At 66.2% G+C, this 25274-nt stretch carries 14 protein-coding genes; 3 read left to right on the top strand and 11 right to left on the bottom strand.

Translation table 11 applies throughout. From position 1 onward, the window contains the following. Together K1X74_02375 and K1X74_02370 are read right to left on the bottom strand one after the other, a co-directional pair. Complete coding sequence (locus K1X74_02375) at nucleotides 1-1590, bottom strand: FecR family protein (GenBank protein ID MBX7165173.1); 1590 nt, start codon at nucleotides 1588-1590, stop codon at nucleotides 1-3. After that, nucleotides 1587-2123, bottom strand: a complete 537-nt coding sequence (locus K1X74_02370) for a sigma-70 family RNA polymerase sigma factor (protein ID MBX7165172.1) — start codon at nucleotides 2121-2123, stop codon at nucleotides 1587-1589. Before K1X74_02370 ends, K1X74_02375 begins: the two co-directional genes overlap by 4 nt. 208 nt (nucleotides 2124-2331) lie before the next feature. Between K1X74_02370 and K1X74_02365 the strand changes: the two genes are divergently transcribed. Beyond that, on the top strand, nucleotides 2332-3540 hold the full coding sequence (locus K1X74_02365; GenBank protein MBX7165171.1) for a DUF5009 domain-containing protein: 1209 nt from the start codon (nucleotides 2332-2334) through the stop codon (nucleotides 3538-3540). Nucleotides 3541-3569: 29 nt separating this feature from the next. Here the strand turns inward: K1X74_02365 and K1X74_02360 are convergent, their stop codons facing one another. The 3 genes from K1X74_02360 to uvrA are packed head-to-tail and all read right to left on the bottom strand — an operon-like array spanning nucleotide 3570 to nucleotide 11634. Then, nucleotides 3570-3776 carry a hypothetical protein gene (locus K1X74_02360; protein MBX7165170.1) on the bottom strand — a complete coding sequence of 69 codons (207 nt, stop codon included), beginning with the start codon at nucleotides 3774-3776 and terminating at the stop codon, nucleotides 3570-3572. 55 nt (nucleotides 3777-3831) lie between these two features. Then, complete coding sequence (locus tag K1X74_02355) at nucleotides 3832-4491, bottom strand: hypothetical protein (protein MBX7165169.1); 660 nt, start codon at nucleotides 4489-4491, stop codon at nucleotides 3832-3834. Between the two features lie 42 nt (nucleotides 4492-4533). Beyond that, on the bottom strand, nucleotides 4534-11634 hold the full coding sequence (gene uvrA, locus K1X74_02350) for an excinuclease ABC subunit UvrA (GenBank protein ID MBX7165168.1): 7101 nt from the start codon (nucleotides 11632-11634) through the stop codon (nucleotides 4534-4536). Nucleotides 11635-11794: 160 nt separating this feature from the next. Between uvrA and K1X74_02345 the strand changes: the two genes are divergently transcribed. Continuing rightward, a complete protein-coding gene (locus K1X74_02345; protein MBX7165167.1) occupies nucleotides 11795-13672 on the top strand; it encodes a 50S ribosome-binding GTPase in 1878 nt (625 codons plus the stop codon). A gap of 183 nt (nucleotides 13673-13855) precedes the next feature. Then, entirely contained in the window at nucleotides 13856-14629 is a 774-nt protein-coding gene (locus tag K1X74_02340) for a hypothetical protein (protein MBX7165166.1), read from the top strand. Here K1X74_02340 and ribD read toward each other — a convergent pair. From ribD to K1X74_02310, 6 genes are all read right to left on the bottom strand, one after another. After that, a complete protein-coding gene (gene ribD, locus K1X74_02335; GenBank protein MBX7165165.1) occupies nucleotides 14589-15743 on the bottom strand; it encodes a bifunctional diaminohydroxyphosphoribosylaminopyrimidine deaminase/5-amino-6-(5-phosphoribosylamino)uracil reductase RibD in 1155 nt (384 codons plus the stop codon). The genes K1X74_02340 and ribD overlap by 41 nt on opposite strands. A 16-nt stretch (nucleotides 15744-15759) precedes the next feature. Next, the gene (locus tag K1X74_02330) at nucleotides 15760-17883 is read right to left on the bottom strand and encodes a hypothetical protein (protein MBX7165164.1); all 2124 of its coding nucleotides are present in this window, start codon (nucleotides 17881-17883) and stop codon (nucleotides 15760-15762) included. A gap of 156 nt (nucleotides 17884-18039) precedes the next feature. Continuing rightward, nucleotides 18040-19431 (bottom strand): hypothetical protein, encoded by a 1392-nt coding sequence (locus K1X74_02325; protein ID MBX7165163.1) that lies wholly within the window; start codon nucleotides 19429-19431, stop codon nucleotides 18040-18042. Nucleotides 19432-19529: 98 nt separating this feature from the next. Further along, nucleotides 19530-23120 (bottom strand): efflux RND transporter permease subunit, encoded by a 3591-nt coding sequence (locus K1X74_02320; protein ID MBX7165162.1) that lies wholly within the window; start codon nucleotides 23118-23120, stop codon nucleotides 19530-19532. Nucleotides 23121-23213: 93 nt separating this feature from the next. Next, nucleotides 23214-24377, bottom strand: coding sequence for an efflux RND transporter periplasmic adaptor subunit (locus K1X74_02315; protein ID MBX7165161.1), 1164 nt, complete (start codon nucleotides 24375-24377; stop codon nucleotides 23214-23216). A gap of 308 nt (nucleotides 24378-24685) precedes the next feature. Next, nucleotides 24686-25192, bottom strand: a complete 507-nt coding sequence (locus K1X74_02310) for a MarR family transcriptional regulator (GenBank protein MBX7165160.1) — start codon at nucleotides 25190-25192, stop codon at nucleotides 24686-24688. Between the last annotated feature and the right edge of the window lie 82 nt (nucleotides 25193-25274).

The following is a 25274-nucleotide window of genomic DNA, read 5'->3' as shown; positions in this document are numbered from 1 at the left end:
CTAAGGCGCAAGGCCTGGGTCGCGCAGCTCACGCGCCTCGGGCAGCTCGATCCGTACCGTTTCCAGTTCACTAACAACCGGTAGCCGTTGCCGGTTGCGATTGTGAAACACCACATGGTTCTCACCCGGCGACGAAATCGCCACCGCAGTGAGCACCGCTTCGGCACGGCCGTCGGTGGTGCGCACGCGGAACATCTGGCCTGCGTGCGAATCGACGATCTCGAAGTCGATCTCGTCGCCGACACGCAATTCAAAGGGCGCCGACTGGTAATTGGCCTGGCAATCGCCATGGCCCAGGATGGCAATGAAGTTCTTCCCCGGCCCGGACACGATGCCAAACTCCAAACCGCGGTGACAGTGTCCGTATTCTCCGGTGGGAACCGCATCGCTGCGCGTGACGACCGAGAGCACGTCCTTGGCGGTGCCCAACCGCCAGCGGCCGCTTATCCGTACGCCCCCGGCGTAGGGATCGAACTCTTCGCGCGTCACGAGGTAGCCGCGATCGCAAAGCATCGCACGCCCCTTCTCGACCGTGATGCGCGGCGCACCGGGAAGTCCGGCGGTGACGACCGACCAGCGATCGACGTCCAACGCATCATCCAGAAAATCGTCCTGAAAAACGGTCTTCCAATGGGGTATGGCGGCAGCGACGCCCGCGAGAAGTTCAGCCTGTCGCGGCTGAGGCACGAAGCGGAGCACTTCCCATTCCGCGTTCCTGCCCGCGCCGAGCCGCACCGCGCGGCTGGCTTTGACGCGTTGCTTCTGCGCAGCGCTGGATTGCAGCGGCGCCACTTCAACCTCGCCTTCGTAAACCTGGACGTCGGTCTGCCCTCCGTCGGCGACACGCACGCCAAATCGCGTACCGAGATCCACGGTCCGCGCCACGGCGCTGTCGATGGTAAAACCAATCGCCGCCCGAGGTACCGCCAGATTGACCTCACCCCGGTTGACGATCATTCGATCGGCGGCGGCGATTTCGACTTCCGCCGGCCCCTCGATGAGCGCCAGCGATCCGCCGCGAAACAACAAGATCAACCGTCCACCGGCAACCAACAGCCGACCCAAACCCAACTTTCGATAAGCCGCCACGGGCCCTGGCTCGGCGACGAGCTGCGCGGTGCTCGCCGGCATCACTGTCGCCAGGGGTTCCTCTTCGGGTCTTGCGACAGATCGCGGGGCGGGCCGAACCACGACCTGCGGTGCGGACGGCTTCAGATCGGCAGAGCGCACGGCCCAGGAAAGGACGGCCAGGGCCACGAGCAACAGCCCACAGCTCAACATTGCGCCCCACTGCCCCCTTGGCGGCCAAACCGCGTCGGGCAATTGCAAGGGGAGCGGCTCGCGACGGTGAGCCGGTGGAGGGTCCTGACCCGGAGCCACTGCCGCGTGGGCGTCGCCTGCCGGCGCAGCGGCCAGGTAATGGCGCAGGCCGGCGTTGAGCTGTACGAACCGCACGTAATAGGTGCAGCACGCCGGCGAGTTGCAAACCAATTCCTCAAGCCGAGCCAGTTCGGGACGCGACAATTCGCGATCCGCCAGGGCTCCGACCAGTTCGGCACATTCACGCACCAGCGCGTCATCGGCGTTCATGGTGCGGTCTCCACGGCAACCCGCCGTTCGATGCATGTCAACAGCGACTGACGAATGCGCGTCAAGGCCTTGTAGATGGCGAAGACCGTTCGCTGTCGCTGCGCAGCCAAAGTCTGCACATCGACGTTTGCTTCGTATCGCGCCTGCAGCAGCCGGCGATCGGCGTCGGGCAGTTGCTGCAGACATTGGGCGAGGGCCTGCCGGCGAAGATCCCAATGCGGTGCCTGGCGCTGAACCTCGGCCTCGACGACCGACAAGAAGGAGTCGCCCACGAGCAGGGCCTCCCGGCCGCGGCGCTGGCGATGCTTCAACACCTTGAACCGCGCGACGGTGCTGGCCCAGCGAAAGAAGTCGGTCCCCGGCTCGAACTGCGCGAATTTCTGCCACAGCACCGTACAGGTCTCTTGGTACACATCGTCGGCCGCGGCAAAATCGGGCAACAGCGCCAGGATGTACCCGTAGATTCGGTGCTGGTTCTGCACGAGCAACCGCACGAAGTCGGTGCGTTCGTCCATCACGGTCACCGATTCCATGGCCAATCTCCGCTCAACCCCGGCGGCGGTTGACGATGCGGGAGAACTTCCGCGGCGCCGCTGCAGGTTAATCCCCGCGGCCGGGGAAAATTGGAACACGATTCTCGCGGAAAGGCATTGCTCGCTTACCCCCCCTCGTGGTTAAACTGTCGCACGACCTGTCTTGCCTTCGTCCGCCGGTCCCGGTTCGTTCCGTAGAAGTCCGCGCATGGCCACCGACCCAACTCCTGACGAGGCGCCACGGCTGGTTTCGCTCGATGCCTATCGCGGTTTCGTGATGCTGGCGATGGTTTCGGGCGGATTGGCGCTGACCGACGTCGCCGAGCAGTTTCCCGATAGCCCCGTCTGGAAAACCGTCGCCTATCAACTCGAGCACGTCGAGTGGACCGGCTGCGCGGCGTGGGACCTGATCCAGCCTTCGTTCATGTTCATCGTCGGCGTGGCCATGCCCTATTCGTTCGCGGCCCGCAAGGCGCGCGGCGACTCGACGAGCGCCATCGGCGGGCACGTCATCTGGCGGGCACTGCTGCTGACGTCGCTGGGCGTATTCCTCCGTTCGAACGGTCACGCGCAGACCAACTTCACCTACGAGGACGTCGCGTCGCAGATCGGCCTGGGATACGCGCTCGTCTATCTCACCCTGGGCCAGGGCTGGCGCGTGCAGTTGGCCGCCACGGCGGCAACGCTATTCGGCTATTGGGCGCTATTCGCGGCGTGGCCGGTGCCGCCGGCCGATTTCAACGCCGCGGCCGAGCACATCCCAGCCGATTGGCAACAACTGACCGGCTTTGCCGCGCATTGGAACAAGCACGTCAACCCGGCCGGCTATTTCGATCGCTGGTTTCTCAATCTATTTCCGCGACCCGAGAAGTTTTACGCCAACGGCGGCGGCTACCAGACGCTCAATTTCGTGCCCGCGATGGGCACGATGACGTTCGGCATCATGGCGGGCGAAATGCTCCGCGGACCGCGAACGCTGTTGAGCAAGGTGGGCATGTTGGTTGGCTGTGGGCTGCTGTGCCTGGCCGTGGGAATGGCGATCGACGGCTACATCTGGCCGCGCGTCGAATGGACCTGGTCCGTGGCACCGATCGTCAAACGGATCTGGACGCCGAGCTGGGCCGTATTCAGCACCGGCTGGACGCTGCTGACGTTGGCCGCGTTCGTGCTCGTGATCGATGTCTGGCGACTGCGGGCCTGGGCCTATCCGCTGATTGTCGTGGGCATGAACTCGCTCGCCATGTACGTGATGAGCTGGCTGTTCAAGCCCTGGGTCAAGAAGACCATGCACACGCACCTGGGCGATGAAATCTTCTCGGGCACTTATGGCCCGGTGGTCGAATCGGGCCTGGCACTGCTGGTGCTCTGGCTGGTGTGCTGGTGGATGTATCGCCGCAAGGTGTTTTTGCGGATCTGACGCCGCACCACGGCCATCGCTGCCCGGAATCAAGACGCTTCGTCGTCGTTGAGCGCTTCGCGGATGATCGAGTCGAGGTTGAAGCTGCCCTCGGCGATGGCGTCGAGCACCGAGTCGCGCACGATCCGGCGATCGTATTCGGCGACCTTCTCCATGATCTTGATGATCTGCGGTGCGGTGTATCCCTGCTCAGTCAGGTGGGCGACGATTTCGGCGTGATGCTTGGAGCTGGTCATGGTGCGGTAGATTCTCGCGGGGTGCGGGGAGCGCAAGGCGGCGCTTGGCTCTCCATTATCTCACCAATTCGAGCGTGCACCACAAGCTGGGGTCTTCCATGTAGGGCAGCGCGCCAGGGCAGCAAAACGTCTGCTCGCCCAGTTCGCTATCGCGCACGGCATAGGTGAACCCCAGCTTCGGATGCTCGGTCGCGTCGAATCCCGTCAACGCGGCGGCCGGCACGAACGCCTCGACGCTGTAGCCGTTCGCCTTGACCGACCCGCGCAGCTTCACCACGTCGTAGGCCAGCGGTTTGGGCAATTCGCGGGCTCGATTGATGGCCAGCAGCGCAGCCACCGGGTCCATCAACCGACCGCCGCCGCCTGCCGGCAACAGCGCCAGCCAATGGCAAAAACGCGTGGCGCGGTGGGTATTATGTGTATCGCGCGTGTCGATCCAGACATGCAGCCCGTCGCTGTCGGCCGGCTTCGATTCGCGGCACCAGGGTGTGCGCGTCTTGCCAGTGACGACGGCGCTGAACGCCAGGCCCGACTCGTTCCACGCCATGCGGACGTCAGCAAACTCGGAGCGCCCCTCGAGTTCGCCGAGATTCGGCAGCCGAAACTCGGGACCCAATTCGGCGCCCTTGGCCGACCAGAGCGTGGCTTTTCTCGAACACGGCAGCTCGAAGCGGAACAGGGCCCGCGCCGGAAGCAGCGCCTCACCTTCGCTCATCGCAACTTCTCCGTCTCGATTTCAGGTCGGCGGCCCTGCGCATCACGCGAGCGCCTTGCCGTTCTTCAAACTGGCCAGGTGTTCCTGGAGGAAGGCCCGCAGGTTTCCGCGCTGCAAGTCGTCCGGCTCGATCAGGCGCAGCTTGACCAGGTCCTTGCCGCTGCGGTCGGGCTGTACTTCGCGCTCGGCCCCGAGATCGGCGATCCGCCCCAAGGCCACGAGATTCCTCGGACCGCGGAGCTCGAGGTCGATGCCTGCCACGCGCTTGGTGTGGATCGTCGCCCAAGGGTCGGGCTGCTGCGGCACGAGCAAGTGCACGACCTGCTGCTGGTTCCAGAGGAATTGCCCCTGCGGCGCGACCTCGGCAAGCATTTCGCACAACTCTTCGAGCGTCTCGGTTTTCCAGCGCACCGTCTTGCCGGGCGGAAATCCGCGGCGGGCAAAGTGCCATTTTTGCCCCAGGACCTTCCAGGGCATGATGTCCTCGGGCCGTTGCGATTTGCGCTCGGTGAACTTCTCGAAGCCGGCGATCGCCGCCGCGAGAAATTCCCAGAAGGCCGGCTTGTCGATCTCTTCCCAGGAATGCACCTGGAGCTGGACTTCCTGCCAGGGGCCGCGCAACTGCTTGCACTTGACCCGCGGTTCGTTGCCGTAGATCGGCAGCTCGGGCAGTTCGTTGAGCGGCTTGAGATCGAGCGCCTCGACGAGCTTGTCGCGCTGAAACGTCCGCTTAGCGGTGCGGAACTTGAGCGTGAGCAGCCACTCGTGCCCCGTCGAGGCGTGGAAGAACCAGCCGTCGGCCTTGCGCTCGGCCGAGATCTCGACGATCGTCCGGTTGTCGTAGTTCGTCTCGCTGAAGGCGCCGGATTCTTGAATCTTGTCGATGATCGCGGCCAGGATCTTTCCGTCCCAACGGCAAGGCACGCCGTTGCGGCCCACGCGCTCTTGCGTGTGCCAGCGGCGGCCGTCGATCTGCCAGGGCATCTTCGCATCCTGGCCGACCTCGGCCAGCTCGAGGTCGTCGACGCGCGGCGATTGTTCCGCGTGCGGATCGTACTTGGGCCGCTCGGCGTGGGGCCCCGCCTCGAGCACCTCGGCGAGCATCTCGCCGGTATAGGAACGCTGCTGCGTCACCCCGGCCAACGACTTTTGCTTGGCACGCGACGGTTTGCCCGTCGCCCGGCCGGCGGCCGTCCCGGCGTGGTTGCGTGCCTGCGCGACGACGTCTTCGGGCGTCCCTTGGGCGACGATCCAGCCGCCTCCGTCGCCGGCCTCGGGCCCCAGGTCGATGAGCCAGTCGGCCGTCTTGATCACGTCGAGATTGTGCTCGATCACGACAACCGTGTTGCCCAGGTCGACCAGCCGGTTGAGCACGTCGAGCAGTTTGACCAGGTCGTCGAAGTGCAGGCCGGTCGTCGGCTCGTCGAGGACGTACAACGTCTGGCCCGTGTCGGGACGAGCCAATTCGGCGGCAAGCTTGACGCGCTGAGCCTCGCCGCCTGAAAGCGTGGGGGCCGGCTGACCGAGCGTCAGGTAATCGAGGCCCACGTCGCACAGCGTTTGCAGAATCCGGCGAATCGCCGGAATGTTGCCCAGCAAATCGAGCGCCTCGCGGCACGACATTTCCAAGACGTCGGCAATTGACTGGCCCTTGTAGCGCACGGCCAGCGTTTCGGGGTTGTACCGCTTGCCCCGGCAGGTGTCGCATTCGACCCACACGTCGGGCAGAAAGTGCATCTCGATGCGCTTCTGCCCGTTCCCCTCGCAGACCTCGCAGCGCCCGCCCGGCACGTTGAAACTGAACCGCCGCGGAGTGAAGCCGCGCAGCTTGGCCTCGGGCACCTGGGCAAACAACTGGCGAATCAAATCGAACGTGCCCGTGTAGGTGGCCGGGTTCGAGGTGGGCGTGTTACCCAGCGCCTGCTGATCGACGCGAATGACCTTGTTGATGCGCTCGACGCCGCGAATCGCGTCGTGCGCGCCCGGCGTGATACGGGCACGGTGCAGCACCTTGGCCAGGCTCGAATACATCACGTCGTCGACCAGCGAGCTCTTGCCCGAGCCGCTGACGCCGGTAATCGCCGTGAACGCGCCTAACGGGATGCGCAGGTCGGCGCCGCGCAGATTGTGATGCCGGGCACCAAGCACCTCGAGCCACCCGCTGCCGGGCGGCACGAACGGCGCTGGCCCGGCCGGCGATTTGCCCTTGGTCCTTTTCGCGGCCTGCTTGGCGCCGTTGGTTGGCGGCTCGGCCACGGTCTCGGCCAACGGCCGCATCCGACGATTGCTCGGCACGGCGATGGACTTCTTGCCCGAGAGATAGGGGCCCGTGACCGAGCTGCGGCTGCGCGAGACATCCTGCGGCGTGCCCGAGGCGACAATCTGGCCCCCCAGGCGGCCCGCTCCGGGGCCAAAATCGAGCAGACGGTCGGCCGTGGCGATCACCTCGCGGTCGTGCTCGACCAGGAGCAATGTATTTCCCAAATCGCGCAGCCGGGTGAGCGCGCGAATCAGGCGGCGGTTGTCGCGCGGGTGCAGGCCGATGGTCGGTTCGTCGAGCACGTAGAGCACGCCGGTCAGGCCGCTGCCCACCTGGCTGGCCAGTCGAATGCGCTGCGCCTCGCCACCGGAGAGCGTGGCCGCGGGGCGCGAGAGCGTCAGGTAATCGAGCCCCACGTCGACGAGGAATTCGAGGCGGCCGCGGATTTCGCGCAGCAACTCGCCGGCGACCTTTTGTTGGGAGCCGGACAGCCGCCAGGCCTCGATCTTCTTCGACAGCACATCGAGCGGCAGCCGGCACAAGCCGTCGAGCGTGTAATCCTGGAACCGCACCGCGGCGGCATCGTCGCGCAACCGGCTGCCCGCGCAGGTTGAGCACTCGACTTCGTCGACGAACTGATCGAGCCTACCGCGCAGCGAAGGCGACAACCGCGCGGCCTCGTCGAGCGCGGGATAGAGCCCCTTGTATTGAAAGCGAAACCAGGGGCGAGCCGCGTCGTCGGTCGCTTTGGTGCCTGGCCGGGTTATGGCAATCCAATCGTCTCCGCAGCCGTGCATCACGATCCGCCGTGAGCGGGCATCGAGCTGCTCGAACGGCACGTCGACCGGCAACCGCGCGTGGGTCGCCAAGGCATCGAGCATCGCGCGGAACATGGCGACTTCGACGTGCGGCCAAAGCGACACGGCACCCGCGGCCAGGGTCAGCTTCGGATCGCGCAGCAGCGCCGCGGGATTGGCCCCGGTCTGCGTGCCCAGGCCCTCGCAGGCCGGGCACCAGCCCAGCGCGCTATTGAACGAAAAATTGTGCGGGGCCAACGGCTCGAAGCTGCGTCCGCAGCGATCGCAGGCATAGTGCTGGCTGTGCACCTGCACGCGCCACCGCGGCTCGGGCACGCCCGTCTCGACGTGGGCCACGTGCAACACGCCTTGGCCCAACGACAGGGCCGACTCGATGCTGTCGGCCAGCCGCGAACGGGCCGAGCGGTTCAGCGCGATGCGATCAACCACCACGGCCACCTCGTGCTTGCGCCGACGATCGATCGTGGGCACCGCATCGAGTGAGTGCGTCTCGCCGTCGATGCGGACGCGCTGATAGCCGCGCTTGCGCAGATCGTCCCACAGCACCTCGTAACGCTCGCCAACCTCGATAAACAGCGGCGCCATGAGGTACAGCTTCGAGCCCTCAGGCTCGGCCAGCACTTTGTCGACGATCTCGTCGACGGTCTGGGTACCGATGGGGACATCGCAGGTGGGGCAATACAGCGTGCCCAACCGGGCGAACATGACCCGCAGGTAATCGTAGATTTCGGTCACGGTGCCGACGGTCGAGCGCGGCGTATGGCCCAGGTTCTTTTGCTCGATGGCAATCGCCGGCGAGAGCCCGCTGATGTGGTCCAACTGCGGCTTCTGCATCTGCCCCACGAACTGCCGGGCATAGGCGCTCAAGCTCTCGACGTAGCGCCGTTGCCCTTCGGCATAGATCGTGTCCATCGCCAGCGAGCTCTTGCCCGAACCCGACAAGCCGCAGCAGACGGTCATCGCGTCGCGCGGAATCTCGACGTCGACGCCCTTGAGATTGTGCTGCCGCGCACCTTGCACGACGATCGCCTTGGTCGGCTCGGGCGGGGGCGTCGCCTTCGCGCTCGCCTTGGGCGTGGCCGGCTTCGCCGCGCCGGCTGCCTTGCGCCCCAAGAGCGGCGCCAGGGCCCGGCCCGTGTGCGAGGCGGTGACTTCGCTGACCTGTTCGGGCGTGCCGGTGGCGATAATCTCGCCGCCGCCGGCGCCGCCCTCGGGCCCGAGGTCGATGACCCAGTCGGCCGTCTTGATCACGTCGAGGTTGTGCTCGACCACGAGCACGGTATTGCCCGCCTCGACGAAGTTGTGCAGCACCTTGAGCAGCAATTCGATGTCGGCAAAGTGCAGGCCCGTGGTCGGCTCGTCCAACAGGTACAACGTCTTGCCGGTACTCTTCTTCACCAGCTCGCGCGCGAGCTTGATGCGCTGCGCCTCGCCGCCGGAGAGCGTGGGCGAAGGCTGGCCGAGCTTGAGATAGTCGAGGCCCACGTCGTGCAGCGTCTGCAGCTTGTGCCGGACGGGGGTGATATTTTCGAAATGTGACAGCGCCTGCTGGATGTCCATTTCCAGCACGTCCGAGATCGACTTATCCTTGAAGCGAATCTGCAGCGTTTCGCGGTTGAAGCGATGGCCCTGGCACACGGGGCAGGTCACCCAGACGTCGGCCAGGAAGTCCATTTCCAGGCGATTCGAACCGTTGCCTTCGCAAGCCTCGCACCGCCCGCCTTCGACGTTGAAGCTGAACCGGCCGTCTTTGTAGCCCCGGGCCTTCGAGTCGGGCAGTTGCGTGTAGAGCTTGCGGATGTCGTCGAAGACCTTGATATACGTCGCCGGATTGCTGCGCGGCGTACGGCCGATCGGCGATTGGTCAATCGCGATCAGCTTGTCGAGATGCTCGAGGCCCAGCAGCTCGCGAAAGGCACCGGGCGTGCCCTCGCCACCGTTCAGGTCGCGCCGCAAGGCTTCGACCAGGATGTCGTTGACCAGCGAACTCTTGCCCGAGCCGCTCACGCCGGTCACACACACGAACGTGCCGAGCGGGATATCAGCGTCGACGTTCTTGAGGTTGTTGTGTTGTGCGCCGCGGATCACGAGCCGCTTGTCGCCTGCCGGGCGCCGCTTCCGCGGGACCTCGATCTTGCGCTGGCCCGAGAGGAACTGCCCGGTCAGGCTGCGCGGCTCGTGGGCTACGGCGGTCAACTTGCCCGTGGCGACGATTTCGCCGCCGCGCACGCCCGGGCCGGGGCCAAAGTCGACCAAGTGGTCGGCCGCGCGCATCGTGTCTTCGTCGTGCTCGACCACGATCACCGTGTTGCCCATGTCGCGCAGCCGCACCAGAGATGCCAGCAGCCGGTCGTTATCGCGCGGATGCAAACCGATCGACGGCTCGTCGAGGATGTACAACACCCCGACCAGTCCCGAGCCGATCTGCCCCGCCAGCCGAATCCGCTGCGATTCGCCACCCGACAGCGTCGGCGCCGTGCGGGCCAGGGTCAGGTATTCGAGCCCGACGTTGAGCAAAAACGTCAGCCGCGCGCGGATTTCCTTGAGCACTTCGGCGGCGATCTGGCCGCGGATGTCGTCCAGCTCCAGCGCGCTGAAGAACCGCACCGCGTCAGCCACGCTCAGCTCGCAAACCTCGGGCAGCGTGAGCGCCGGCTGCGCGGCGAAACCGGCCTCTCGGGTTGCGATGCGCACGCTCCGTGCCTGCGGATTGAGTCGCTGGCCGCGGCAACTGCTGCAACCCAGCACCTTCATGTACTTTTCGAGCTGGCGCCGCTGCATGGCGCTTTTGCTGTTGCGATATTTGCCCAGCAAATCGGGCAAGATGCCTTCCCAGCGGCCGCCGTACTTGTAGGCGCCGGAGCCGCCGCCCCAGGTATAGGTGATGTGCCGCTCGCCGGTGCCCCACAAGAGCTGCCGCTGGATCTCGGCCGGCACTTCTTCCCAGGCGGTTTCCAGCACCGTGCCGGGGTCGAGCTGATAGTCGCGTTCGAGCGCTTCGGCGATGCCGTTGTAGATGTGCTTGCGCCAGCGGCCCATTTCCTTCCACGGGCCGATCAGCTCGAAGCAGCCTTGCTTGAACGACCGGCCAGGATTGGGGACCAATAGTGCCGGGTCGAACGTGTACCGCTCGCCGAGACCGTCACAATCGGGGCACATGCCCTGCGGGCTGTTGAAGCTGAACAACTGCGGGCTGAGCGGCTCGAAACTCAGGCCACACGGCGTGCAGGCATAGTGAGCCGACAAGTGCACGTCGCCCGGGCGCTGACGCTGGCGTGCCCCGCGCCGCGGCGCGCTCGGCGACTCGTCGCCGCCGTCTTCGACCGGCGGCGCAGGCGCGCTGGCCTGCTCGGGCGCGACGATCAAGTTGCCCTCGCCCAGTCGCAGTGCCAGATCGACCGCTTCGGCCAACCGGGGGCGAATTTGCGGTCCCGTCACGAGCCGGTCGACGACGACCTCGATATCGTGACGCATCTGCCGGTCGAGCCGCTGTTCTTCGGACAGGCTGATCACCGTGCCATCGACGCGGGCCCGCACAAATCCTTGCTTGATCAGATCGTCGAACAAGTCGCGGAATTCGCCTTTTTGCTGGCGCACGATGGGCGCCAGGACGAGAAACCGCTGCTCGGACGGCCGGGCCAGGATTTGCTCGATGATCTGCTCGCGCGTCTGGGCGGTGATCGGCCGGGAGCAGCGCGGGCAATGCCCCTGGCCGCAACGCGCGTACAGCACGCGGAGAAAATCGTAGATCTCGGTGATCGTCCCGACGGTCGAGCGCGGATTCTGCCCGCTCGTCTTTTGCGAGATCGAGATCGAAGGGCTCAAGCCCTGGATCAGGTCGACGTCCGGCTTGGGCAACTGCCCCAGGAACTGCCGGGCAAAGGTCGACAGGCTCTCGACATAGCGGCGCTGCCCCTCGGCGTACAACGTGTCGAAGGCCAGCGAGCTCTTGCCCGAGCCGCTCACGCCGGTCAAGCAGATCAGCCGATTGCGCGGCAATGCCAGCGACACGTCGCGAAGATTATGTTCGCGCGCGCCCTTGATCACGATATCCGAAGCGGCCATGCGGCGGGTCCGTGGCGAGCGAGTGAACTCGAGATGTTCCGGTTGAGGCGAGCCCGGCATTTTATGGTTTTTCGCGACAAACCGACAACCCGCACCTGCGTCGGGACGTTCTGCAAGAAACGCCGCCGAGTGGGCGATATACTTCTAGCAGGCACCTTTCTTGCGCACCGCTTGCACCTGGCAACCGATGCAGAAATCCGGCAACGACGTTCGCGATTGGGCCGCGTGGCTCCGTCGCGCGCAGCAGGCGTTGACCGCGCTGGCCGAGCCGATCGGCGCCTTGGCCGTTCCCTCGCCAGCGGGGCACGAATGGCACGAGTTGCTCGTGCACAAGCTGCTGCCGCAGACGCGGGGCGAGCCGTGGCTGGTCGTGGCGGTGGTTGGCGGCACGAACATCGGCAAGTCGCTGTTGTTCAATCACCTGGCCGGCGAAACGGCCAGCGGCGTCAGCCCCCTGGCCGCAGGCACCAAACACCCGGTGTGCCTGGTGCCGCCTGACTTCCACTCCCGGGCCGAACTGGCCGAGTTGTTTCCCGGATTTGAACTGGCGCCGTGGCACTCGGCCGACGACGCCCTGGGAGCCGGCGAGACCGATCACCTGTTCTGGCGCGAAGGGGTGCGCGTACCGGCGCGGCTGCTGTTGCTCGATACGCCCGACATCGATTCCGATGCCCAGGTCAATTGGCGCCGGGCCGACTCCGTGCGGCAGGCGGCCGACGTCTTGATCGCCGTCTTGACCCAGCAGAAGTACAACGACGCCGCCGTCAAACAGTTCTTTCGCAAGGCGGCCGCCGCCGACAAGGCGGTGATCGTCGTTTTCAACCAGGTCGACGTGCAGGAAGACCGCGAGTACTGGCCGCTCTGGCTCGAGACGTTCACGGCCGAGACGGGCGTCGCGCCCGAATTGGTGTACGTCGTGCCGTACGATCGACGCGCGGCCAATTCGCTCGCGCTGTCGTTCTACGAAGTGGGTCCCACGGGCCGCAATGCGCCCGAGCAGAGTTCGTCGCTACGCGACGAACTGGCCGCGCTGAAATTCGACGCCATCAAGTTACGCACGTTGCGCGGCGCCCTGGCCACGGTCACTACTGGTCTACCGGCTTACCTGGCCCAGATCCGCGCGGCCGCGTCGGAATTCGGCGTGGCGCAGAACGTCCTGGCCTCGACCGACATGGCCCGCGTCGAATGGCCGACGTTGCCTTCCCGGCTGATGGTGGAGGAGATCCAAACCTGGTGGGACCAGCGTCGCGCCGCGTGGTCGCGCCGCGTGCATGGTGCCTATCGCCAGGCGTGGCAAGCGATCACCTGGCCGGTCACGGCCGGGTGGCGCGCACTCAACCCGGCGGGGCCCGATCCGCTCGCGCAATTTCATCAGGCCGAGCACGACGCCATCGTATGCGCGGTCGGAGATTTGCTGGGTCAACTCGAGCGGCTGGCCGAGGTAGGCAATGAGACGCTGCGGCCGCGGCTGCAGAAATTGCTGAGCGGAGACTCGCGCCGATCGCTGCTGGCCCGGATCGAGACGGCGCACGCGCAATTGCCGCCGGTGGCCGACGACTACCGTGCGCACCTGCACGAAGAGCTCGAACGCTGGGCGCTGGAGAACCCGCGACAAGTTGCCTGGCTGCGATCGTTCGATCACGCCGCCGCATTGGCCCGGCCGGCGATCACGGTGTCGCTGTTCTTTAGCGGCTTCTTCGTGCTCGACGGCATGGCCCATCAGGCCGCCGTACAAGCAGCGTCCCAGGCGGCCAGCCACTTGGCGACCGAGGCTGCTGTTGCCGGCGGCATGGCCGGCGGAGGGGATGCGGCCGTGCTGGCGGCAGGCCGTGGCCTGGCCCATACGGCGGCCCTCCTGTTTCGCCGGCTCCAGCAGCACTACGCCCAAAGCCGGGTCGAGTGGTTCTATGCGACGCTCGAACGCGAATTTCTCGGCGGACTGATCGGTGAGCTGGCTGTCGGCGCCGCCGTGCCCCAACGGCCCGAATTCCAGGAACTGCACGCGGCGGCCGACGCCTTGGCGGCCTTTGTCCGCTGACGGGCGCCTGGGCTTTGTCGCCCCGCGGGAAAGCGCGGCAAGCATTGCTAGGAATCGGCGAATAACCGGCATGCGCCGCCCCGGGACCGCCGGCCTGATCTTGCCTGCTACCGGCCCGCGCGGCTAGAGTCGCGACCGTACCCCCCCCGTCCGCCGCTCGCTCGATGCGAGGATCGACTCGCCATGCTGAAAACCTTGTCGGCGCTCAACAGCGCGCTGCGAACATTGCTCTCGCTGGTGATCGTGTTCCTGCTCTCGTTCGGCGGCTGGTACGGCTACAACCTGTTCCATGCCCGCGAACAGGCCGAACGCAAATTGTCGGAGCAGACTGCACGTGTCGCCGAGCTGACCGGCAAGCTCGAGGTATCGGAACAAAAGCGCGAACGAGCCGAGACAGCCCTGCGACTGTCCAAGGTCGATCATCGCGTGGCGCAGGTGGTCGTCATCGAGCAGCAGCAGCCCGAGGGAGACCAGCCGCTGAAGACGACGCTGCGCTTCGTCGAGGTCGACAACGAAGGCCGGCCCTTGGCCGAGCCCAAGCAAACCACGATCGACGGCGACGTGATCTACATCGACGCCTGGGTGATCAAGTTTCAGGACAACTTCGTCGAGACGGGCGATCCACTGCGCGCCACGAGCGTGTGTTTGTTCCGTCGCTTGTTCGGCGAACATCAAGAGCCCAACGAGGGGCTGCGGCTCGACCCGGTCGGATCGCGGCCCGCCGCTTACAGTCCCGGCACGCCGATCTCGGAATTCGAACAAGAGATTTGGGACAACTTCTGGGACTTTGCCAACGACCCGGCACGGGCCGCGGCGGCGGGGGTGCGCGTCGTGCAGGGCGAGGCGCCTTCGGTGCAACTGCGCAAAGGCAAGCTCTACAAGGTCCAGCTACGGGCCTCGGACGGCCTGTCGATCGTCACGGAAGATCTGCCCGCGGCGCTGGATCAGTTGCAATAGCGCCGGGGTCGTGGCCCGCGACGACGCCTTGGAGATAGACGTCGCCGTCGAGTGTGGCGATGCGGGCGTCGGCGAGCGAAAAGGCGTCGTTGATGGTCGCGCGTCCGGCACCAAGCACGGGAGACCGCGCCCCTTCACCACCGACGATGCGCGGCGCCGTGAAGACGTGGACCTCGTCGACCAGGTCGGCGTCGAACAGCGCGCCGAGCACTGTGCCGCCCCCCTCGACGAGGACGTTGGTCATCCGTCGCCGGCCCAGCTCGGCCAACAGCTCGCGCAACTGTTCGTGGTTCGTCGAGGCGGCCAGCGTCAGCACTTCACAACCCAGTTTACGCAGACGCTCGACATCCTTCGCAGCGGCCTCGGTGCCGGCGACGACGAGCACCGGCGCCGCCGTCCGGGTGCGCACCAACTGCGAATCGGATGCGAGCCGGGCACGGCGATCGAGCACGACCCGCGTGGCGGTGCGTGGCCCCGGCGGGCGGGCCGTCAGCAGCGGATCGTCGACGTCGGCGGTGCCTCGCCCGACGACGATCGCGTCGACCCGTCCGCGAATCTCGTGCACCACGGCCCGGCTGCGTTCGTTGCTGATCCAGCGGCTGTCGCCGCTCGCTGTCGCGATCCGCCCGTCGAGCGTCATGGCCCACTTGGCAATCACCCACGGACGGCCCTGGCCCAGCAGCGTGAGATAGGGCGCATTCAGCCGCCGCACCTCGGCCTCGCAAACGGGCACCACAACCTCGACGCCTGCCGCAGCGAGCTTCGCCAGGCCACCGCCATCGACCGCCGGGAACGGATCGCGATGACCGACGATCACGCGACGAATCCCGGCAGCCAGAATGGCGTCGGTGCAGGGCGGGGTCTTGCCGTGATGGCAACACGGCTCGAGCGTCACGTAGAGCGTGGCTCCGGCGGCCCTCGAACCGGCCACACGCAGCGCCTCGACTTCGGCATGCGGCCCGCCGAAACGCCGATGCCACCCTTCGCCAATCGTTTCGGCGCCGTGGACAATCAGGCAACCCACCAGCGGATTCGGCTCGACCGCGCCGCGCCCGCGCTCGGCCAAGGCCAGCGCTCGACGCATGTGCCAGGCATCGAGGTCGGCTTGTTGCATCGGTGTCTTCGCTGCGTCAGTCCGAATCGGGCGTCCAGAGGGCCGGTTTGCCGCTGGCCGCGCGCTCGCTGTCCGGAGTCCAGATCTCGCCGCTCGCGGCGGGCGACTCGGGCAGCACCAGCCCCGAGGCGGTCTCGGGCGATGGTGCGACTTGCGGACCGCGCACCCGGCCGTCGGGCGTCATCACGCCGATCTGCATCAGAAACGACATCACGGCTTCGCGCACGCCCGGCTCGCGGAAATGTTCGCGGGCCAGATGATCGAGCACGCGTTGGAACTCCTCGGGCTGGCCCATCACGATCCGCAGCCGCAGCTCGCGCAGATCCCAAGGTGCCGACGACTTGCCTCGCGCCTCGTCCAGCTCGCGGCCGCGATCGATCCACTGCAGCGCCTCTTGCGGCTGTCGGGCCAGGCCCGACAGCACCAGGCAAGCGCGGGGGCCGGCCTCGGCGGTGCGCAGCGACTCGCGGGCAAGAATCTCGTCGGCCGCCTTACGCAGCGCCCGGTCGGCGCGAAACCGGGCAGCGGTGGAGAACAGGTGCTCGAGCTGATGGTCGGTTAGCTGTTGCACGTCGACCCGATGCAGCCGCGCGAGCGGCAGTCGATCGACGTCGACGCTGGCCGCTTCGATCGATGGCGCGACGGGCAGCCCGAGCTGCGAACGCAGCCGATCAAAGTCGAACGGCTCGCCGTCGGCTTCGGTCATGAGATCGTGCAACAGGATCTGCGCCGCGACGGCCCGTTTCCAGCGCGGGTCGGACACCGCCTGGGCCGGCGTCTTGCCGCCGAGCACTTGGGCCGGCGTCTTCGGCCAGGTTTGCAGGTAGGCCTGTTCGCGATGGGCGGCCGACAATTGGGCGACTTTTTCCGGTGGTGTATCGTCGGGCAAACGCCACTGGACGGCCTGCGAACCCTTGTGCGTGTACGCGGGATTCAACACGCGCGGCTCGCTGGCCGGACCCAGCAGCCCAAAGCCGTGCTCGCCCAGGATGTCCCGGGCCTGGTCGAGACGTTCGTCCTGGGCAGCCAGCAGGATGATCCGGGCATCGCGGTCGGTTTCCTTACCGTACAGCTCCAACTGTCCGATGATCTGCGGGATATCGCCCAGTTCGAGCGTCGCGCCTTCGGCCGGCAGTGCGCGATCGAGAATCTGGAACGCGGCCTGCGGCGGGGGCTGGTCGCCGGCGCGCCGCTCGACGGTGATCGCGTTGAACCGTGCGTCGGCGGACAGGTTCTGCAACAACTGGTCGAGATCGTGGACCGTTTGTTCGATCGCCACGAGGGCAATCATGTCGCCCTCGGGTAGCCGGTCGAGCAGTTGCGCCAGGGCCTCGGCCTCGACGGCATCGTCGCCGGGCAGATCGAGCGCGGCGAGTTGACGCCAGGCCTCGGCCGCCGCGTCGTTGTCGCGCAGCCACGAACGCAACGTCGCCAGGTTGCGCCACAGGCCGGGATGCTCTTTGTGCTTCTTGGTCAGCGAGGCCAGCTTGTCCGCGGCCTGAGCCCAGGCCCCGCGATGCGCCAGCTCGAGCGCCTCGGCGGCCGCGGGACTCTTCAAATCGTCGAGCGGCTCGAGCGAGCGCTGTTCTTTGAGGAGCAATGGGGCCGGCGCCGCTTCGAGCCGCGCCAGGGCCATTTGCATCTCTTGCTCGTCCGGCAGCATTGCCAGGTACAGCTCGGTGTGCGCGATGGCCGCAATCAGGTCGCCCCGCTGCGCCAGAACCGTCGTGATGACTTCCAGCGCGTCGGGAACCGCGCGCGGAATCTGGTTCTCGCCGCGCACCAGCGCCTGTTGCACCAGCTCGATTGCTTCACGCAGCTCGCCTCGCGCGGCGAGCCCTTCCGCACGCTTGGCCAGCGCCACGGGGTTATCGGGCTGCGCGACTGCTAGCTCCTCGTAGGCGTGTTCGGACTCTTCGTGACGGCCGAGCACTTCGAGCAATTCGCCTTGCATGTTCAACAGGCAGGCGCGGCCCGGATGTTTCGCCAGCAGGCGTTCGACCTCGGAGAGACAGGCCTGGAATTGCTGAGCTTCGGTCAGGCGTTCGAGCTTTTGCAGCTCGTGCACCAGGTCGGGGCAGCAGAATTTGAGTTTTTTGCCGGTTCCGCCCGGACAAGCCGAGTAGGGATCCAAGGCCATGATTGTGCGTCCCTTGTTGGCGTCTGCGCGGCGCGCGGCCGCCAGCACTCTGCTCCGTGAGCCCCCGCCCGCCCCAGCGCGGGCAAGTCGAAACCAAAATGGTATCAGATCGAGCCGGGCGGAACGAGCACGCCACCCGATTCCCCGGGGCACGGCTCAGGCGTCTTCGTCCGGCTCATCGGGCAGATTTTCCCACGATGCCCGCCAGACCAAGCGCCCCAGCAGCCGCGCGACGATAAACCATGCGGCCGCAGCGACGGGCGCACCCAAGAGCCCGGCCAGTTGCAACCCAACCACCCCCATCAAGCCCCCATAGACCGCAACTGCAAGTGCGACTACGACACCGGACAATAGGTAGTAGAGCAACCAGGCCCACCATCGTCGTAGCAGGCTGGCCCACACCGGCAGCGAAACCGGGTTGAGCGGGCTGCCCGTCTCGAGTGTGCTCACCAAGACCAGCGGTCCCAACAACGCGATGCCGGCGGCGACGGCCACTTCGATGTAGCCGCCGATCAGCCGTCCGGCGCCGTAGCCCAACGCAGCGCCACACAGGCCTGCGAACGCTACATAAACGAGCGGCAAGACCCAGAGCCGCCAGTCGAGATCGGCCCAACTTTCGACGTCGTCCGCGCCGGCCGCCGTCTCTTGCACAATCGACAAGAAGCAACTGGCGCCGAAGGAGAACGTGAGCAGCGAAACCCACAACAGCGCAATCGCGGGAAAGGCCATCGCCACGCCGCCGATCGAGTTGCCCTCGGCGGCCTTGAGCCAGAGACCTGCAATCAGGCCAACAAGCTGGCCGACGACGAGTAATCCCGCGCTCAGGTAAAACCAGCGGAGCGCCGCCGCACCGCGGAAGGGAAACGTGAACACGCCGCTGAAGAATGTCCACCGCGGCTCCGACGCCTCGTCGACCGCAGCCGCCGGGCGGTGCTCGCGCAGAATCGGTTGAGTCGCAGGCGCGCGGCTGGGCGCCTCGCCCACGCCGTATTCGCCCGCCACTAGGTCGGGCTGTGCGCGACGCTGCAACACGCGCGGCTGGGGGACCGTAAAACTGCGCCCGCAGTCGGGACACGTCGCCGTGCTCCCCGCGGCCGACACGGGAAAGTGCAGGCGCGTGTGGCACAGCGGGCAAGGCATGGCCAGAAGCTGTTCGGGTGGCCGCGGTCCGTCTCCGGCCAACGTATAGGCATCGACCGGCGCGCGCTCGACGCGCCGCCGCTCCTTCGGGCGTTCGACCAGCGTCTCGGTGTAACAGTCGGGACAGCGCAACCGCTGGCCTACCTGCGCAGGCTGCGCGTACATGCGCGTCTTGCAGAGCCGGCAGACGACCGGGATCAGCTCGGACCGAGGCTCGGGCGCCGGTGCGGCCGTGGCCGGCGTGGCAGCCGCTTGCTGCGCGCGGGCTGCGGCCAAGGCGCCCAGCGACGGGATTTCGACGGCGCCTTTGCAACGCGGGCAGCCGACGTGCCTGGGCGTTGCCTCGGCAACACCGAACAGCTTGGACCCGCAGTGCGGGCAGGCCAGCCGCACCTGCACGGGAAGCATCGTCGAGTCGGCCGCAGGCGAAGCCCGGCCGGATGCCGCGGACGGTTTCTGCCCAGATGGTTCCGTCGGCATGAGCACCGCCTGTGCCGGCGATTGCCTTATTCGATGACCGGGCTCCGCAGTGCGCCGGCGAGTTCGCCGGGCGCACCCAGGGCCACGTGAGGCACGGCCAAGGGCTCGTAGTCTTCGGCCGCCGCGGGGCGCTCGGGTCCGATCCACCGTACTCTAAATTCGTAAGCCAGGCAAAACAGCACCGGCACGAGGAAGAAGGTGAACAGCGTCGAAACCGACAGTCCACCCAGCACGATGCAGCCCAGCCCGCGATACAACTCGCTGCCGGCGCCCGGCGAGACGACCAACGGTACCAGGCCCAAGACGGTCGTTCCCGCGGTCAGGAAGATCGGCCGGATGCGCGAGCGCACGCCCTCGAGGGCCGCTTCGCGATAGTCCCAATTCTCGTAACGAATCAATTGCAGCGCACGTTCGACGAGTAGGATCGCATTGTTGACCACGGTCCCGGTCAGGATCACGAAGCCGAGCATAGTAATCACGTCGAGTTTGACCACGACGAACTGGTTCAATAGCCACAGCGAGACCACGCCGCCGACGGCCGCCAGCGGCACGCTGACCATGATCACCCAGGGATACAGGAACGACTCGTACAGCGCCGCGATCAGCAAGAAGGTGATGAATACGGCCAGGCCGATGCGCCACCAAAGAATCCCGCGCACCTGGCGCAGATCGTCGGCCGTACCGGCCAGGCGGAAGCGGTACAAGCCACCCTGGGCCTCGGGCGAATCGACCAAGGGGTCGACCACCTCGGCTTGAATCCGTCGCATGGCGGTTTCGAGCGGAATGCTGCTGCCTGGCCGCACTTGAATCGTGATCGCCTTCTGGCGGTCAATCCGCAAGATCGACTCGGCGCCCGGCTGCAATCGGACGTCGGCCACGTCGCCGACACGAACCAACTGCCCGTTGGGTGCGGCCAACGGCAGCGCGGCGATGTCCTGCGTGCGGCGGCTGTACTCGGCATCGCCGTAGAGCACCAGGTCGATCTCCTTGCCGTTGTGCCAATAGGTGCCGGCAAATGCGCCGTCGTTCAGCGCGTCGATCGCGTAGCCCAACTCGGTCGTGCTGACGCCATACTGCGCGGCTTTTTCCGGGTGCCGGCGGATGTGCAACTCGCTCGTGCCCAGGTCAAGGCTAGGAATCGGCTGCACGCTCGTCTCGGTCGTCACCGGGTAGATCTCTTGCACGCCGAGCATCACCTTGCGTCCCAGGTCGACGAGCTGTTCGAGCTTCGGTCCGGTGATCTCGATGTCGATTGTGCGGCCCGTGGCCAGGTTGCGCTCGAACAAGCTGGCCTGGCTGACGAACGACATGACTCCCGGCAAGCCTTGCGTGGCGCGCTGCAGCAGCGGCACCAGGTCTTTGGCCTGCTCGGGAACCACGGCGCGGGCGCCCATGAAGATGCGTCCGCCGCGGGCCACGAGGAAGAAATTGTCAATCAACGGGCCATCGGTCAGCCGCGCGGCCTCGGGCGTGCCCGGCTTCGCTTCCCAGTAGGGCTCCAACCGCGACTCGACGGTCTGGCCCAAGGCCAAGAGCTGGTCGACGTTGTACCCCGGCGGCGGCGACAGGCTGGCAAACACGAGGTTCTTGTTCCCCTCGGGCAAGTACTCCGCGTCGGGCAAGAGCATCAGCGTGACACCGCCACACAACACGAACGTCGAGATCGCAATCGACAACCGCGGCCAGGCGCGCAGCATCGCCACAAAGATGCCCACGGCGACCACGGCCGCCGCGATCCAGGGCCAGGCCACGGGCGGAAACGGCGGCTCGGCCCCGGGCAGGGTTCGAGTCCGTGGCAAGCAGCCCCAGACACCGAGGCCGAACATGGCGGCGAACAACACCGAACCGAACCAGCCCAAGTGGCCGGTCGTCAATTGACTGGCGATCCGCAGAATGGCGGCATTGCCCGCACTGCCGCAGCGATCGATCAACCGGCCATACCAGGTGGCTTTCGACACTGCAGCAGGCCGCGCGGTAGGAACTCGCTTGTCCGCCAGCAACCAGCGCGTGGCGCTCGGCACGACGGTAAGCGACACGACCAGGCTCAGCGCGACGCCCGCGGCAATGGCGATCGAGATATCGCGGAACAACTGGCCGGCTTCCTCCTGGATGAAAATCACGGGCAGAAAGACGGCCACCGTCGTGGCGGTGCTGGCGAGCACGGCGCCCCAGACTTCGCTTGTTCCGCGGCTAGCGGCGACGCGCGGGCGTTCGCCGTTCTGGTAGCGCGAGAAAATGTTCTCGAGTACGACGATCGCGTTATCGACGACCATGCCGACGGCAAACGCCATCCCGGCCAGGCTGACGACGTTGATGGAGCGCCCCAGCATGCGGATCACCAGGAACGTCGCGATGGCGCAAATCGGAATCGCCAGCGAAATCACCAGCGTGGCCCGCCAATTGCGCAGCACCACGAGTAGGATCGAGACGGAAAGCAGCCCTCCCACCCAGAAATTGCCGGTCACCAGGCCGATGGCCGAGTTGATGTAGACCGTCTCGTCGTAGCTGAGCATCAGGTACAGCCCACGCGACGCGAGCAGCCCGGCGTTGAGCTCGTCGACCGCGGCGCGAACGCCTTCCATGACGCGAATCACGTTGGCGCCCTGCTGGCGCTTGACGGCCAGCGTGAGCATGTCGACGCCGCGTTGATGGCCCACGCCAAGCGTCTTCTTGGACGACAGCTCGACCCGGGCCAGGTCGCGCACATAGACCGGGGCGCCGTCGCGCTGCGCCACGATGACGCTGCCCACCTCGTCGCCCGAAGCGAATTGCCCCAGCGTGCGAATCACGTAACTGCGGCGCGATTCCCAGAGATCGCCCGCCGAGACATTGGTATTCTCCCTTGCCAGCGCCGCGCGCAGCTCGCCCAGCGTGATCCGATGGGCGGCCAGCTTCACGGGATTGAAAATCACGCGCAGCTCCTGCTCGCTGCCGCCGTACACTTCGCATTCGCCCACCCCTTCGACGCGCTCGACGCGCGCGGCCAGCTCATCCTCGGCAAACGTCCGTAGCGAGTTGACGCGGGGATCGTTCTTGAGCAACTCGCGCACGGCCGGGTAAGTGCGCGCCAGCCGGTAAACCGTCGGCACATCGACCACCTGTTGCGCCAGCAGCGGCGCGACGGGGTCGGCCAACTCGGGGTGTTCGCGCACCAGGGCCTGCAATTGAGCGTGCGAAGGCGGTGCCGGCACCAGATTGATGTAGGCAATCGAGCTGGAATTGGCGCTGACCGAACGAATGATCGGCTCGTCCGCATCCTCAGGCTTTTCACGCACCTGCGAGAGCTTGTTGTTCACCTTCAGCAGGGTCGCGTTCAAATCGGTGCCGACGGCGAATTCCATCTCGATTTCGCCGAAGCCGTAGCCCGACGTGCTGCGAAAATCGATCATCCCCTCGACGTCCTGCAGTTGCTCCTCCTGCTTGGCGATGATCTCGGTCTCGACTTCGCCGGGGCTCGAGCCGGGCCAGAACGTCATGACCGCCACGGTCGGTTTGACCACTTCGGGCGTGAGCTGCACGGGAATCTGCACGAACGCCAGCGCGCCGAACAAACCGACCAGCACCACGCCGACGGCGACCTTGACCGGATTATCGATCGAGTAGTCGGAAAGTAGCATTGGTGGTCGCCCGCGGTTGCAGGGCGGCGTGGTCTTCTCACGCGCGGCGCCGCACGCAGGTAGGTAGTAGCAGTGATGTGAACGACTAAACGACTAGCTGCCGGCCGCTTCTGGCGCGCGCGGCGCGTTGGCCGGCTCCTTGGCCACCCGCGGGCTGTCGGCCGCGGGCGCCTGTTGGACGACGACTTTTTCGAACGGCCGCACGCGTTCGGCCCCCTCGGTCACGACGACGTCGCCCTCGTGCACGTCGCCGGTGATTTCGATGAATTCGCCTTCACTCAATCCCTCGACCACCTCGACGCCGCGAACTTCTTCCCCTTTGACGACGAACACGATCGGCTTGCCGCTGGCGCGGACGATCGAGTCCTTGTGCGCCAGGATCGCGGCGTGCGACGGCCCCTGAAATTCGACCCGCGCGACCATGCCTTCCTTGAGCCGCGGCTGGCCGTCGGCCAGTTCGTTCTTGACCCGTACGATGACGGGGAAGCTGCGGCTGCCTTGTTCCCAGTTCGACCGCGGCACGATCGTGCGCACCTTGCCGGCGAACGTCGCTCCAGGCAGGGCATCGAGCAAGACGGCCACTTCGCCGCCAACTTGCACCAGGTTGATCCACCGCTCGTCGACGTTAATCTCGACCTCGACCTCGTCCAGATTCACGAGCGTCGCCACGGTGCCACCTTCGGTGACCCATTCGCCGACGTCGACGAGCTTCTCGACCAGGTAGCCCGACCACGGCGCGCGGATCGTCCGCTTGCGGATTTCTTCCTCGATTTCGAGCACCTTTTGCTGCTCGGCATCGCTCGCCGCGCGGGCCGCCTCGATCTCCTCGGGACGATAGCCGTTGCGTTTCATCTCGAAATCGGCACGCAGCTCGGCCAAGGTTTGCGCGGCGCGGCTTTCTTCGAACGTGGCGTCGTCGAGTTCTTGCTGCGAGATGGTGTGCTGGCCGAAGAGCTGCTTTTTCCGTTCCAGATCGCTCGTGCTACGCGACGCCACGGCTTGGGCCGCCTTCATGCGGGCCTCGGCCGCCGCGATCTCCTCGGGCCGGTAGCCTGCCTGGAGCCGCGTGTATTCCTGCTCGGCCTGCCGGGCCAGGGCCCGCGCGGCCCCCAATTGGATCTCCATGGTTTCGGTGCGCAGCTTGGCCAGCATGTCGCCGGCCTGGATCGCGGCTCCCTCGCGCAGCGGGTACTCTTCGACCTGGCCGCCGGCCCTCGATGCGACGCGACTGCGCTCGACGGCGACGATCGTGCCCACCGTCGATACCCGCGCTGCCACGGGGCCGCGATGGAGCGGTGCAACCTTGACGTGGGGTAGGGGCTTAGACGGCTTCTCCGCCTGTTGGCGCGCGCAACCCCCGGCGCAGGGCCCAACGGCCAACAGCAAGACCAACAGACGAGTGCGGAGCGCAGGCTGGACGATCATCGAACCTATTGTAGTCCAGGGCCGCAGCGACTGGACCCTTTCCCCCCGGGCAATTTGGCACCACGCCCGAACCTGCAGGTGCCAAAGGCGTCGTCCCAGCAACACGCCTTCACTGCGGAAAACCAGCGCTCACCGCAGGGTTATTGACCACCCGCCTCGGCAACGGGTTCAACCGGGCTGGATGTTTCGCGGTTCTTGGTCTTGCGCGAGATGGGCCCGATCGAGAGGTTGTCGCGAATCGTGTTGAGGATCTCGCGCAGTGAGTCGAGCTGTGACTCGCTGAGCCCGGCAGTCGCCTTGTTGCGCACTTCCAGGCCGCATTGAATCATCTGGGCCCAGGCCGGTTCAACCTTGTCGGTGGTGTGGATGATCTTCTTGCGGCGGTCGGTCTCGCTGGGCACGCGTTGAATCCAGCCGTCGCGTTCCATGCGATCGAGCACGCCGACGAGCGTCGGCGATTCGATGCCCATGCGCTCGGCCAGCTCGGTTTGCGACAAGCCCTGCTCGAACGACAACCAGGCCAGTACCTCCCATTGCCGGTAGGTAATGCCCATCGACTGGAGCTTTTCGTTCATGGCGCATGCCAGTTCATGCGCGGTGGCAAAAATCCAGTAACCTACACTGCGTTCAAAGTCGTATTGCAGCATTCGCGCTCCCGCTGGGCCGTAGGACCCGGTGCCTCTCATCGATCCAGTCCGCGCCGGGCGCCTCGCGCACCAGCCACGGCGA

Source organism: Pirellulales bacterium (genome assembly GCA_019694435.1).
Taxonomy (GTDB): Bacteria; Planctomycetota; Planctomycetia; order Pirellulales; family JAEUIK01; genus JAIBBZ01.
Note: the sequence above shows the minus strand (reverse complement) of the source record. Positions and strands in the feature narration are given on the sequence as shown.

Bases quoted from the DNA above. Each gene is read 5' to 3' on its own strand.
- K1X74_02375 (MBX7165173.1), bottom strand. From the start codon at position 1,590: ATGAACGCCGATGACGCGCTGGTGCGTGAATGTGCCGAACTGGTCGGA.
- K1X74_02370 (MBX7165172.1), bottom strand. From the start codon at position 2,123: ATGGAATCGGTGACCGTGATGGACGAACGCACCGACTTCGTGCGGTTG.
- K1X74_02365 (MBX7165171.1), top strand. From the start codon at position 2,332: ATGGCCACCGACCCAACTCCTGACGAGGCGCCACGGCTGGTTTCGCTC.
- K1X74_02360 (MBX7165170.1), bottom strand. From the start codon at position 3,776: ATGACCAGCTCCAAGCATCACGCCGAAATCGTCGCCCACCTGACTGAG.
- K1X74_02355 (MBX7165169.1), bottom strand. From the start codon at position 4,491: ATGAGCGAAGGTGAGGCGCTGCTTCCGGCGCGGGCCCTGTTCCGCTTC.
- uvrA (MBX7165168.1), bottom strand. From the start codon at position 11,634: ATGGCCGCTTCGGATATCGTGATCAAGGGCGCGCGCGAACATAATCTT.
- K1X74_02340 (MBX7165166.1), top strand. From the start codon at position 13,856: ATGCTGAAAACCTTGTCGGCGCTCAACAGCGCGCTGCGAACATTGCTC.
- ribD (MBX7165165.1), bottom strand. From the start codon at position 15,743: ATGCAACAAGCCGACCTCGATGCCTGGCACATGCGTCGAGCGCTGGCC.
- K1X74_02330 (MBX7165164.1), bottom strand. From the start codon at position 17,883: ATGGCCTTGGATCCCTACTCGGCTTGTCCGGGCGGAACCGGCAAAAAA.
- K1X74_02325 (MBX7165163.1), bottom strand. From the start codon at position 19,431: ATGCTTCCCGTGCAGGTGCGGCTGGCCTGCCCGCACTGCGGGTCCAAG.
- K1X74_02320 (MBX7165162.1), bottom strand. From the start codon at position 23,120: ATGCTACTTTCCGACTACTCGATCGATAATCCGGTCAAGGTCGCCGTC.
- K1X74_02310 (MBX7165160.1), bottom strand. From the start codon at position 25,192: ATGCTGCAATACGACTTTGAACGCAGTGTAGGTTACTGGATTTTTGCC.